Annotated in this window: 10 protein-coding genes; 5 read left to right on the top strand and 5 right to left on the bottom strand. The window is 36.0% G+C overall.

The genetic code is table 11. From position 1 onward, the window contains the following. Window positions 1-41: 41 nt before the first annotated feature. From H8R22_RS03090 to H8R22_RS03080, 3 genes are all read left to right on the top strand, one after another. Window positions 42-365, top strand: a complete 324-nt coding sequence (locus tag H8R22_RS03090; protein ID WP_187008991.1) for an SUF system Fe-S cluster assembly protein — start codon at window positions 42-44, stop codon at window positions 363-365. Window positions 366-446: 81 nt separating this feature from the next. Then, window positions 447-953, top strand: a complete 507-nt coding sequence (locus tag H8R22_RS03085; RefSeq protein WP_187008992.1) for a DUF2480 family protein — start codon at window positions 447-449, stop codon at window positions 951-953. 20 nt (window positions 954-973) lie between these two features. Beyond that, window positions 974-1825: a DUF3078 domain-containing protein gene (locus H8R22_RS03080; protein WP_187008993.1), complete on the top strand. Its 852-nt coding sequence runs from the start codon at window positions 974-976 to the stop codon at window positions 1823-1825. Between the two features lie 98 nt (window positions 1826-1923). On the opposite strand, the gene H8R22_RS03075 is transcribed toward H8R22_RS03080, so the two are convergent. Together H8R22_RS03075 and hflX are read right to left on the bottom strand one after the other, a co-directional pair. Continuing rightward, window positions 1924-2427, bottom strand: coding sequence for a hypothetical protein (locus H8R22_RS03075; RefSeq protein ID WP_225878964.1), 504 nt, complete (start codon window positions 2425-2427; stop codon window positions 1924-1926). A 441-nt stretch (window positions 2428-2868) separates the two neighbouring features. Further along, window positions 2869-4119, bottom strand: a complete 1251-nt coding sequence (gene hflX, locus H8R22_RS03070; protein ID WP_187008995.1) for a GTPase HflX — start codon at window positions 4117-4119, stop codon at window positions 2869-2871. A gap of 235 nt (window positions 4120-4354) precedes the next feature. On the opposite strand from hflX, the gene H8R22_RS03065 reads away from it, so the two are divergent. After that, the gene (locus H8R22_RS03065; protein ID WP_187008996.1) at window positions 4355-6001 is read left to right on the top strand and encodes a DUF6377 domain-containing protein; all 1647 of its coding nucleotides are present in this window, start codon (window positions 4355-4357) and stop codon (window positions 5999-6001) included. Between the two features lie 281 nt (window positions 6002-6282). Beyond that, the gene (locus H8R22_RS03060; protein WP_187008997.1) at window positions 6283-8397 is read left to right on the top strand and encodes a glycoside hydrolase family 97 protein; all 2115 of its coding nucleotides are present in this window, start codon (window positions 6283-6285) and stop codon (window positions 8395-8397) included. Window positions 8398-8467: 70 nt separating this feature from the next. Here the strand turns inward: H8R22_RS03060 and H8R22_RS03055 are convergent, their stop codons facing one another. The 3 genes from H8R22_RS03055 to H8R22_RS03045 all read right to left on the bottom strand — a co-directional run bounded on the left by H8R22_RS03055 (window position 8468) and on the right by H8R22_RS03045 (window position 13221). Further along, window positions 8468-8935 (bottom strand): FKBP-type peptidyl-prolyl cis-trans isomerase, encoded by a 468-nt coding sequence (locus H8R22_RS03055; RefSeq protein ID WP_187008998.1) that lies wholly within the window; start codon window positions 8933-8935, stop codon window positions 8468-8470. A gap of 79 nt (window positions 8936-9014) precedes the next feature. Then, the gene (locus tag H8R22_RS03050) at window positions 9015-10367 is read right to left on the bottom strand and encodes a DUF5689 domain-containing protein (protein ID WP_187008999.1); all 1353 of its coding nucleotides are present in this window, start codon (window positions 10365-10367) and stop codon (window positions 9015-9017) included. Window positions 10368-10383: 16 nt separating this feature from the next. After that, window positions 10384-13221 carry a TonB-dependent receptor gene (locus H8R22_RS03045; RefSeq protein WP_187009000.1) on the bottom strand — a complete coding sequence of 946 codons (2838 nt, stop codon included), beginning with the start codon at window positions 13219-13221 and terminating at the stop codon, window positions 10384-10386. Window positions 13222-13458: the final 237 nt, after the last annotated feature.

Here is a 13458-nt window from a genome sequence, read left to right as displayed (position 1 = left end):
AATATGACTTATATGTTTAAAACATTTAAACAAAAAACAAAATGGAGCAAGAAATAGACACTACCGCATTAGGCGAATCAATCGTAAAAACATTAAAAACGATATATGATCCAGAGATTCCAGTAGACATCTACGAGTTGGGATTAATCTACGACGTTATGGTAAATACGGATTATGAAGTAAAAATATTAATGACACTTACTTCACCTAACTGTCCCGTGGCCGAAAGTTTACCAAGAGAAGTTGAAGATAAAGTGAAATCGATCAAAAACGTGAAGGATGCTGAAGTTGAAATTACTTTTGACCCACCATGGAGTAAAGATCTAATGAGCGAAGAAGCAAAACTAGAATTAGGAATGCTTTAAATTAGTACAAAAGGTAAAAGTCATAAACTAGCAAGCCAGCTAATTTATGACTTTTGACTTTAAGACTTAAAGACTTAAAAAATGGAAGAAATAATAAATAAAGTTGCAGCAAGCACCCTAGAGGTTTTTGACCTTGAAGACCATTATCCTACTGGTATTAGAACTCAAATTGATATTGCACAATGGCTGATTGAAGGCTTTTTATTAAGAGAAAAAGACTTTAGAGAGCACCTCAAAAATCATGATTGGTCACAGTACCAAGACCATTATGTCGCTATCAATTGCAGCACTGACGCTATTGTACCTGCTTGGGCATCCATTTTAGTGGCGGTTCAATTAGCTCCATATACTAAAAAAATTGTAAATGGTTCTATCGAAGATCTAAATGCTTCGTTATACGAAGCCTTACTACCACAATTAGATTATAGTCAATACCAAAATAAAGCTACCATCATTAAAGGCTGTTCTAAAAAACCAGTACCAACAAGAGCTTACATACTTGCTGCTCAATTTTTACAACCTTACGCTCGCAGCATTATGTACGGCGAAGCATGCTCTGCAGTACCTTTGTATAAAGCAAAAAAATAGATCAACATAAAAACTAAACTATGAAAAAATTACTGTTTCTTATTTTGTTTTTAACAACGCTTAGCAATGTTAAAGCGCAAGAAGTCACAAAGGATAGCATTAAAACTTGGACTTCTAAAGGAACTATTTCCTTACTTTTTAATCAGTCATCATACAACAAACAGTGGCTTGGAGGTGGTACCTCTAATATAGCAGGAAATTTTGGTTTGAATTACGATCTGAATTATAAAAAAGACGATGTAGTATGGGATAACAAATTCATCCTAGCTTATGGTTTAAGTAAAATAAAGGGAGATGAAAAAACAGCCAAAACCGATGATCGTTTAGAGCTAAATAGTATTTTGGGGAAAAAATCTAAAGCTCCTAATTGGTATTATTCTGCTTACTTCAACTTTAAAAGCCAAATGGACACCGGATTAGACAAAAATGATTTACGCATTTCACACTTTTTCTCTCCAGCTTATTTCCAAATGGGGCCTGGTGTATTATGGAAGAAAAACAATAATGTCAGCGTTAATTTCGCTCCTGCTGCTGCCAAATTAATAATAGTTGATAGTCACTTTACTGATCTTGGACCTTCTTTTGGAGTATTGCAAGGCGATACAACTCGTTTTGAATTTGGAGCCAGTATAACTGCGTATTACAAATTCAATTTAATGACCAATGTGTCTATCGAAAATAGATTAAACATGTATTCTAATTATTTAGATCATCCGGAGAATATTGATATTGATTACCAAATGAATGTCGTTATGAAAATCAATAAATATCTTACCGCAAATGTAGCCTTACAAGCTATTTATGATGACAACTCTGTGAAAGCAGTTCAGGTAAGAGAATTATTTGGATTAGGTGTTAACTATGGTTTCTAGACATTATGAACTAATTATATTAAAAATCCCTTTTTGAATTTTATTCGAAAAGGGATTTTTTAACAATTCTAACATGGCATCAAAAGCTTATTTCTTGGCTACTTGATCTCGATATTTAATTGTCTGTTTTCATTTTTTGCTTTCATGTCTAATCTAGTACCAACCAATATACCAATACCCATACCTATAGGCAATCCGATACCTAAAAGGCCCATATTACTCAAAATAGCACCCAACGCAACTCCTAGCGGTAAGCCAAAAACAGACATTCCTAAGGCCATCCACATAGTACGATAATAATGTAGAGGTACAATTTTAACTTGTTTTTCCACTAAACTGATAATGGCACTTTGTTTCTTTTTTAATAATTTACTAAAATCACCATCCGTACCTACTGTTGTATTTAATTCCTGAACCTCTTGATTGATTGCAGCAACAATTGTATCCGGCAACTCTTTTTTTTCTAATTCTATTAAAAGCGACTTAAACCGGGCAACTTTAGCTTGTGCTTTATCGTTGTCTACTTTGTTCGCTCTTCCTTCTAGCTCTGTTAAACGCATATTATTTACTTTAAGAAATTTATTTGGTAGTAATGAAATCATACAATTACCTTACTTCCTTGGTCTACAATTTCAAATATCGCAATTTATTTCATATCTATTTTTGAAAAAGTTTAAAATTAGCTTCAATTGTGTCAGGTCTCGCATGAAGGATGGCAGTGGAAATCCTTTTATGTAGTGTAACGGAATAAAAGATTGCAACGAACAGCCTGACGCAGCTGCAACGAAGTGGAAGCTGGGGCATGCCCAAAAAAAATCCCTAATGATGACTCAAAAGGGATTGGATTGTATTTAGTGTGGCTCTCGACTCCGCTCGAACTGACAAACTATTAATCGTTTCTTAACAACTTGTTTATTAGCACAACTGACGGTTCTCGACTCCGCTCGAACTGACAACATTATTCTAGACAGAGCTTGAAATTACATCGGTATTCTGGACAGCGCTAGAACTGACTAGATTGTTTTTGAAATAACTAATTGCGATTATTCGATTTCTTCGTCTTCATCGACTTCTTTCTCGACAGCGTCTTTGTAATCAGGATATAAAAACTTATTGTACGGGAAACGTGTGATGTGTATGTGTCTCACGGCTTCGTAAACGCGTTCTCTAAACTCTTCGAAGTTTTCTTTGTTGGTTGCCGATATAAACAATGCATTTTCCTCTCCTACGCGACCCATCCAAGTTGCTTTCCACTCTTGAAGTGTGTTATGCCTTGGTGTTTTTTCCGTCATTAAATCATCTTCGTCTATCGTAAGATGTTTGTAAGCATCGATTTTATTGAAAACCATTATTACTGGTTTGTCGTTAGCCTTAATATCTAACAACGTTTGATTCACTGATGCAATATGATCTTCAAATTCAGGATGTGAAATATCAACAACATGCAAGAGTAAATCGGCTTCACGAACCTCATCTAGCGTACTCTTGAAAGAATCAACCAACATTGTAGGCAGTTTACGAATGAAACCTACTGTATCCGAAAGTAAAAATGGCAGGTTTTTGATCACTACTTTACGAACGGTAGTGTCTAGAGTTGCAAACAATTTGTTCTCTACAAAAACATCGCTTTTCCCTACGGCATTCATCAAGGTTGATTTCCCAACATTGGTGTATCCTACCAAGGCAACACGAACCATAGAACCGCGATTACCTCGCTGTGTTCCCATTTGTTTGTCAATTGCTTTAATTTTATCTTTCAATAAAGCAATCCTATCTCTAACAATACGACGGTCAGTTTCAATTTCTGTCTCCCCAGGTCCACGCATTCCAATTCCCCCTTTTTGGCGTTCAAGGTGTGTCCAAAGTCCAGATAATCTTGGCAACATATAAATACATTGCGCTAGCTCAACCTGAGTCCTCGCATAGGAAGTCTCGGCACGTTGTGCAAAAATATCAAGTATAAGGTGTGTTCTATCTAGTATTTTACACTCTACTATTATTTTTGAAATATTCTTCTGTTGTGAAGGCGTTAGTTCATCATCAAAAATCAATGTTGAGATTCCGTTTTCCTTCACATACGCATGAATTTCTTCAATTTTACCAGTTCCCATAAAAGTTTTGGGGTTTGGTCGTTCCATTTTTTGAGAAAAACGCTTTACGACTTCCCCGCCAGCAGTATAGGTCAAAAACTCTAGTTCATCAAGATACTCCTTAAGTTTCTCTTCGCTTTGATTTTGAGTTACGATACCAACAATGGCTGTTTTTTCAAAATTTAGTACTTCTTTTTCTAACATAATATCTAATAAGATACAAATTTAATAATTTGTAAGTGACTTATGTAATTTATGCATTTTTATTAACATAAATGAAACTATTATTTATTTTTAAAGCGTTAGCCGCACATTTCATAATCTCAACCAAAGTTAAATTACATAATTACCAATCTTCTTAACTCGAATAAAGAGTAGGTTTATACAAACTAATAGTACATTATTTTATCTATTTTTACACTACTTTAATTTAGGTTTAATGAATCGCTTGCTACTAGTTATTTTAATTTTATTTTTTCCCACAATCGTTTTGTCCCAAGACAATACAACTGCTTTATTGCAAGAACTAGATCAAACAATTGCAAATATAGGGCAGTATACAACGCAAAAAGAAGCACAAATAGCTGCTCTAAAAAAACAATTTAATTCCAGCGCAACTGAAACCGAAAAACAAATCCTTTCTCGACTACTTTACGAGGAATATCGTTTGTACAAATCAGATTCAGCTCTTGCATATGCACGAAAAAATGTTGCTATAGCCCTAAAAATAAATGATTTTAACACAACAAACCAATCCTATTTAGACCTAGCCTCTATAATGGGAACGCTAGGAATGTACAAGGAGGCTATTGATATTCTCTCTACAAAAACAGTGGACAAAAGCCCTGGGTTAAAAGGCGCCTACTACAATATCAATCGTAGTATTTACGGCTACATGGCAGACTATGCTAGTTCGAATTATGAAAAAAACAACTATTTATCCTTGGTAAAGAAATACCGAGATTCAGCATTGATTTATGTTAAAAAGCAAACAAATGAATACACGATAAATACATCCGAAGCACTAATAGAAAAAGGAGTTTACGATCAAGCCATCCTCTATTTAAAAGTTCCCTTTGAATCTCTAAAATTAGACGACCCTAACCGAGCTGTTTTTGCTTATATCATTTCGACTATTTATCAAAAAAAAGGGAATCGTGAGGAACAGAAAAAATGGCTGATCATTTCGGCTATTTCTGATTTACAGAATTCAAAAAAGGAAAATATTTCCCTGCGTAACTTGGCGTTCCTCTTGTACGAGGAAGGAGATATAGACCGGGCCTATCTTTATATTCAGCGCTCCTTAGAAGATGCTTTGTTTTGTAATGCAAGATTACGCACTTACGAAATTTCTAAAATGCTACCTATAATTAGCGGTGCCTATCAGCAGCAAAATGAAACCAATAAAAAACAACTCGTTGTGTTTTTAGTTTGTCTGAGCATTCTAACTGTAATTCTATTAATTGCTTTATTCCAACTTTTCAAGCAAATGAAGCAGCTAAAAGCAGCACAAAAAGAAATTCATATCGCCAACCAGCAATTAGTTGTCCTTAATACTACCTTACAATCAACTAACTTAATGTTGAATGAGACCAATAATAATCTTGCGGAAACAAACCGAATAAAAGAAATTTACATTGGTAGGTACATGGACCAATGTTCTGATTATATCGCAAAGTTAGAAGGATATCGCAAAAAACTCAATGTGATGGCTACTGCAGGCAAAATGAATCAGCTACTAGATGCCGTACAGTCTAAACAATTTATTACAGAAGAACTAACCGAGTTTTACAACAACTTCGATCGCACCTTTTTGCAATTGTTTCCCGATTTTATAATACAATTTGAATCGCTATTGATTGACAAAGAATTAACACAACTCAAGGAAGGTGAACTCCTAAATACCGAATTACGTATTGTTGCCTTAATTCGTTTGGGTATAAAAGATAGCGCTAAAATTGCCACTTTTTTAAGATATTCCGTTTCTACAATTTACAATTATCGCTCTTTACTAAAAAACAAATCCAAAGGTCCACGAGAAGAATTTGAATCAAAACTAATTTCAATTGGTAGTTCAGAACTTTAGTTAATCGTTAATCCGTCCTCAAAAACAGAAGAAATAAACAAAATAAACAAAGGTTTTTTTCTAAATCGCCTACTATTTTACTACTTTAAAAAAAACACAAAACACTACAATACAATTACTTGTGGTTTAAATACAGCTCGTCCGACCTACTATTTTTTAAACATTAGCTCTTAAAAGAGTGAAACGAAGTATTTTTACCCTTCTAGCTTTTGCCTTGAGCAAAATTATAGTTGCAGAAGCTTTCATTAAATAAACCACAATACCTAATGCATTCAAAAAAGATGAAAAATTTAATCATAACCTCCTTAGTGTCGTTTGCCTTTTTTACTTCTGCAGTAGCGCAGCAACTAAAATCTCCAAACCAAGCATTTGAAATGAATTTCAGCTTGCAAAGTGATGGAACGCCTACCTACTCTTTAAAATACAAAAACAAAGCGGTTGTAAAAACGAGTAAACTAGGACTATCGCTAAAACAAGACACAAAATCGTTGTTAAATGACTTCACCATTGTAGATACTAAGACAAGTACATTTGATGAAAACTGGAAACCGGTTTGGGGAGAAGTAGCTACAATTAGAAACCACTACAATGAACTAGCTGTTACATTAAATCAAAAGGATACCGATCGTAAAATCGTAATTCGCTTCCGTTTATTTGATGATGGTCTTGGTTTTCGTTACGAATTTCCAACTCAAAAAAACCTGACGTATTTTATCATTAAGGAAGAAAGGACACAATTTGCGATGACAGGTGATCATACTGCATTCTGGATTCCTGGAGATTATGACACACAAGAATACGATTATACAACCTCAAAATTATCAGAAATAAGAGGACTGACTGAAAAAGCAATGACCGAGAATGTCTCTCAAACCTCATTTTCACCTACTGGAGTTCAAACCTCTTTAATGCTTAAGACACAGGAAGGAATATACATTAATCTACACGAAGCGGCATTGATTGATTACTCCTGCATGCACTTGAACTTAGACGACAAAAACATGGTGTTTGAATCGTGGTTAACTCCTAGTGCTAATGGTGATAAAGGGAACATGCAAGCTCCACAAACTTCACCATGGCGTACCATTATTGTTAGCGATGATGCGCGTAAAATTTTAGAGTCGAAAATGACTTATAACCTAAATGATCCTTGCAAAATCGAAGATACTTCTTGGATTAAACCCGTTAAGTATATTGGCGTTTGGTGGGAAATGATTACTGGTAAAAGTTCTTGGTCGTATACTAATGATTTTCCGTCGATACAGCTAGGCATTACTGATTATTCTAAGGCGAAACCAAACGGAACTCATGGAGCAAACACTAAGCACGTAAAAGAGTATATTGATTTTGCAGCGATGCATGGTTTTGACGGTGTATTAGTTGAAGGATGGAACCAAGGTTGGGAAGACTGGTTTGGACATGCTAAAGATTTTGTTTTTGACTTTGTCACTCCTTACCCAGATTTTGATGTCAAAGGAATTCATGCCTATGCAAAAGATAAAGGTATAAAAATGATCATGCACCATGAGACATCTGGATCTGTTCGCAACTACGAGCGTCACATGGATAAGGCCTACCAATTCATGAAGGACAACGGATACGATGCTGTAAAAAGTGGGTATGTTGGGGATATTTTGCCTAAAGGCGAAAACCATTACAACCAATGGTCAGTCAATCATTACCAATACGCTATTGAAAAAGCAGCCGAATATAAAATCATGGTCAATGCACATGAGGCTATTCGACCTACGGGAATTGCTAGAACATACCCTAACCTTATTGGAAACGAATCGGCTCGAGGAACAGAGTACCAATCCTTTGGTGGGTCAAAACCCAATCATGTAACAGTATTGCCATTTACACGATTAATTGGAGGTCCAATGGATTATACTCCAGGGATTTTTGAAATGGATTTATCCAAGCTTAACCCGAATAATAATTCACACGTAAATGCTACTATTGCTAATCAACTAGCCTTGTATGTAACCATGTACAGTCCGCTACAAATGGCTGCCGACTTACCTGAAAATTACAATCGCTTTCTAGATGCTTTCCAATTTATAAAGGACGTGGCTGTGGATTGGTCTGATAGTAAATACCTCGAAGCAGAGCCTGGGCAATACATCACGGTGGCCCGAAAAGCAAAAGGAACTAACAATTGGTTTGTGGGGAATGTTAACGGAAATAATCTACGTACCTCAACACTAAATTTTGATTTCCTAGACAAAGGAAAAAAATATGAGGCAACCATTTATGCCGATGCAAAAAACGCCGATTACAAAACTAATCCGCAAGCCTATACCATTAGAAAAATGACTGTTACCAACAAGTCAAAATTATCTCAATTTTCTGTTCCTGCTGGAGGTTATGCCATCAGTGTTATTGAAATTAAATAAAAACTATTCATAAAAAGAGAAAGGCTGTCTAGATTTAGACAGCCTTTCTCTTTTATATCGATATTCTTTTTTAATTGACCTTAATTAATTTAATATCAAAAACAAGTACTGAACCTCCTGGAATAGGTCCTCTTGTACTACTTCCATAACCTAAAGAGGACGGAATCAATAAAACACCACTTCCTCCTTCTTTGAAATACGGAATCCCTTCTGTCCAACCTTTGATTACTTGTTGTAAACCGAAAGAAATTCCTGCAGCATCACTTTGATCAAAGACATTTCCGTTTGTGAAATATCCTTTATAAGCCACCGTAACATTAGAGTTAGCCGTTGGCTTTAATCCAGTACCTGGTTCATTTATGATATAATAAAGTCCTGTGTCGCTTTTTACCGCTGTTAAATTTTTAGCTGTGAGGTAATCTGTGATTTCTTTCTCATTTTGGGCAGTGTAATCTGTTGGCTGTGTTTCCTGCATGGTATTATCAGAAAAACAAGAAACAAATAATAAAGAAACAAGTGCAATTAATGTAGATTTCATAGTTGTTTTATTTAATAAAATACAAATATAGGAAATACACCTTAGATACATTCTGTTTTTTTTACCTTCATCTACACTTCTAATCACCAAAAATCTGAATATCATCTACCTGAAAAGCACCATCTAAGGCGGTGTTTTTTCCAGATCCCACATACTTAAAAGCAATGTTTATTTTGCCAGTGTATTTTGACAAATCGATACCTCCCGAACCCACAAACTGGTACCAAGGTGTGGCTTGAGTAGGTAAGTTAGCTTTAAGAGGTACCCAAGTCGCTTTAGTCACATTTAGACCATCAAAGTTAGTCGAGACTAAAACTTCGAGTGCATTTAGTGGCGAGTCAATATCTAAATGATGTTGGGCTGCCCGAAACGTTAACACCTCATTTGTGTGTGTATCCATATCAATTTTAGGGGATATTAACCAAGCTATATTCGACACTACTTTTGTTCCGCTGATTACAAATTCAGCATAACCGTTACCTGAGTAAACGCCTCCTTTCCAAACGGGAGTACCGCTTTGCGCAATATTGGTCCAACCTGGTAAACTTAAATTTGATTTATCTACTGCTGTTTGAAAATTTTGCACGAAAAAAGGTGTTGCCTTAGTTCCTGTCATCACTACATCTTTTTCGGATCGCGCCACAAGTTGATAATCGGTACCAAATTTTGTCAACACTCCTCTTACTTTTCCGCTACCGTTAGGAACTAAACTCTTAGAAAAATCAGCATAACTACTCGTTCTAAAAATAACTTGATTTCCGTTTTTGTCTAGTAAACTCCAGTTGGTTGCACCTCCTATATTATTTGACTCTTCAAAATAATGCCTTCCAACAGCTGCCTCTGTAAATTGTACTCCTGAGACCTCAACCAATGTATTTAAATTGCTGTCTTTCAATAAATCTCCAATCGTCGTGGAACGAACCAAAACATCTTCTTTGACATTGGTACAAGAGGCATTCAATACCTTCTTATAGTCGTTTTGAGTTAACCTCCCCACAGCTCCTTCGTTGTACGAGTTTACGTAAATACTCCCAATACGTAAACTACCATAATTAATATCTGTGTATTGATTAAGTAATTTAACGTACACCTTATTCCCTACTCTATAATCTACATACAAATTAGTAGCGTCTACTGGAACACTAAAACCAATTGCTGGCTTATTGGCTGTGGCCAAAGTTTGAAGCGAAATAGTTTTGAAAAAATTTCCGTTTTCATCACTCGAAACTACATATCCTTCTATAATATCATCATAAGTGTATTTAGCAACGATTGCTGCGGCATTGTTTTGAATTGCTTCAACCGATTTATTTACTACAAAATCAGGTTGCGAACACACTAATTTAGGAATGGCAGTTTCGTCGCTGGCACAGCTCCAAAAAAACCCTGCACTAATTACCAACACATATAATTTAGCTTTTGTATTTTTCATAACACTACATTTAAATTTAAAAACTGAAATAGAGATTAACAAAATAGGTTCGACCGTACCCATAAAAATATTTATTCCCAAAAGAGGGGGTTCCGCTAGAAACATCTTGGTTTAATTGTCTAAAATTACCATTTCGAGCTTGTTCATAACCACCTGTCTTGTACTTAGAATCGAGTACATTATTCACACTAGCAAATAGGCCCAATGTTTTCGTTTTAATACGCCAGGACTTACCTCCTATTAGATTTACCAGAAGTATAGGGTCAAATTTTTCTTGCTTTAGCAAGGTAGCTGCACGTTCCTCAGTGGCTTCAGGAAAGGTGAAACTACTAGCTGGATTGGTATAAAAACTGTTTGTTCTTGTAATGGGAGAAACATCGATATACGTATCTGCTAGGTAATTTGCATTGGTCCCAATCCACCAGTATTTAGGATCACGATACTCAAGACCTAGACTATATGCTTGCTGTGGTGTACCTGCTTGTTTGTAGTTTTTTAATAGTGCAGTGCCAAAATCAAAATAAGGTTTTGGATTTTCAACTGTGGCTAAGGCGTCATTACTAATACTCACATTAGGGTTGTTATCGTAGGTGAATTTACCATAAGCAGCAGAGAATGTCGTTTTTAAAGTAGTTGTCATTTGGTACTCAAAACTCAATTCGGCTCCCACGTTTTTTCGATTCAAATTAGTTAAAGTTTGACTTACAAATCCATTCGTGTTAGTATAACCTGCTCCGTTATCAAATATTCCTTCGGCATAATAAAAGGCAGTTCGTGTTGCATTTTTTATGGTAGAATAGTAGGCCGTTATTCTCGATTTTAGTTTTGGTGAGCGAAACACATAGGTCGCGTCTAGACTATTTATCGCTTCACTTTGTAACCCATCGATAATCGAATTGTTTAAGCGTGCATTAGGAAATGAATTTCTAATGGTAGGTGCTCTCGTGCTGTGTGACGCATTAAAATTTAAAGATTTTTTACCTGAAATTTTAAAGGTAATTCCGGTTTTGAAACCAAAATTCTCAAAATTTACGGCATCACTTTTCCCAAAAGAAATCGTTTCATAAATTCCGTTTTTATACAAGCCTTCTCTTTGATAGGTTGTATTACTGTACGACTGCGCCACATAAAAATCGACTGTATTGTAACTGAATTTAAATTGAGTAAAAGCATCAAGTGTCCTAGCTGCATATTTATAATTATAGCCGTAAGCATCTCCTACTACTACTTGTCTATTGGGGTTGTTTAAATCAGATTGTGACTGGTTTCCATTATAAAAACCATCGATATCTTCAAAGTAAGCACCACCCAACAAGTCTACTACTTTTTGATAGTTGTGCGATTTAAAGTCCCTAAATGAAGCACCCGCATTAATGATAAGGTTGTCATTGAGTTGTGAATTAAAATTTGAATTTGCAACCACTGTTTGATCATCTGTTCGATCTTCGTACAAAACATAACGACTTTGCGCAGGCTCATATCCTGTTATCTGACCGTTATTGCCTATCACAGGATTTTGATTGGCACGATACATCGCCTCCCAATCTATTTGTGAATTGGCTAAAAATACCACTCGGCTTTTCTCAGCGTTTTCAAAATCAGGTACAAACGCGCCCGAAAACTCTCCCTTATCGCGTTCAAAAAGCGAACTGTAATAACTTGGCAATTTTCTAAAATAAGTTGGATCTGGGCTATTTGCATTTTGGTAATCTAAATTGGTGTTCCCCACTTTACCAAATTGGTACATAACGCTCGAATTAAGACTAGTGCGATCATTAATCGTATAGTAATGATTGAGCATTATAATAGGTTCAGCAATCGTTTTTTCTCTAGCGTTCCTCTTTTTACCGTTTTGGTACCCCCAGTAGGAGTTATAGGTTTCAGAGGTTAGTTGTGTTACCTCATCAGTGTTTGGTGAATTCTTCCCTCGGGTATTTGGTGTATAAAAACCACTAATATTAATGGCATGTTTATCATTTAATTTTTTCTCGACACTGGCAAAAAAGGAGTTCCCATCGTAGTTGGTTCCATCAAAATAGCCTTCTTGCGCGTAGCGCTTTCCTACTGATAGCACGTACGACCAACCGCTATTGCTGTTGCCTGAGGCATAGGTAGCCATCATACGCAAGGTATAGTTTGTATTAGTTCCTGAAAAAGTGATACGCGCTCCAGGTCGGTAAATAGAAGCTCTTGTATTGATTTCTTGTGTACCAAGGATGCCTCCAAAAGTATAATCAGAGGGTGCGGTACCCACTGAAAATTCTTGATTACGGGTCGCATCATTGAGTCCGCCCCAATTGCCCCATTGTGGCCTACCATCAAAAAGTTTGTTCATAGTAACACCGTTAATCATTGTGGTGGCGTTCTCGCTGTCTAAAGCTCGAATCCTAAAGCGGGCTTGTCCCCAATTGAATGCGGCGGCTTGCTGAAAAGCATCTCTGGAGGATTGCAGTAAACCAGAGGTGCTTTCGGATCCGCTATTATCATCAGTTAGGTCATTTTCAAACAAGCGCACTACGGTATTTTGCTGGTCTGTAAACTGATCTTCCTCGAGCAAAATGACACCCAAGTCTAAGGATTCACCTGCAACGATGGTTACGGTATATAAAGCTTCTTTATAACTTTGGGTTCGAAAAAGTAGTAGTTGCTCACCGGCAGGAATTGCTGTTAATAGAAACTTACCCTCTTTTTCAGTAATTTGGGTGAAACTTGTATTTTGCATACTAACGACTACAAATGCAAGAGGCTGCATCGTTTTAGCATCTAGAACAGTACCGGAAACTGAACTAGTGTTTTGTGCTAGCAAGAAGCTAAACTGAAAAATAAAAAAGAGTGAAATAATACCATTCCTCATAAAAACCATTTGTTGATTGCTTTTACATTCCTTTTTTCAACACTTTTTTGACCAGCGCATAAAAGCATTTAGTCCCAATATTGCTTTTGGGACTTGGGTTGTTCTTTGGGGAAAATGAGTTTTGGAAAATAGTTTGAGAAACGAAAACGATTGTGCACACAAACAGATATACTATGGTATTTAAAAGTATAACTAATTTTTAATCTTGCACTTAGCATAGCTAAAGTAAGAAAAAAA

It is taken from the genome of Flavobacterium kayseriense (genome assembly GCF_014305095.1).
In the GTDB taxonomy this organism is placed as follows: domain Bacteria; phylum Bacteroidota; class Bacteroidia; order Flavobacteriales; family Flavobacteriaceae; genus Flavobacterium; species Flavobacterium kayseriense.
The sequence above is the reverse complement of the archived record's forward strand: the minus strand, read 5'-3'. Positions and strand labels throughout refer to the sequence as shown.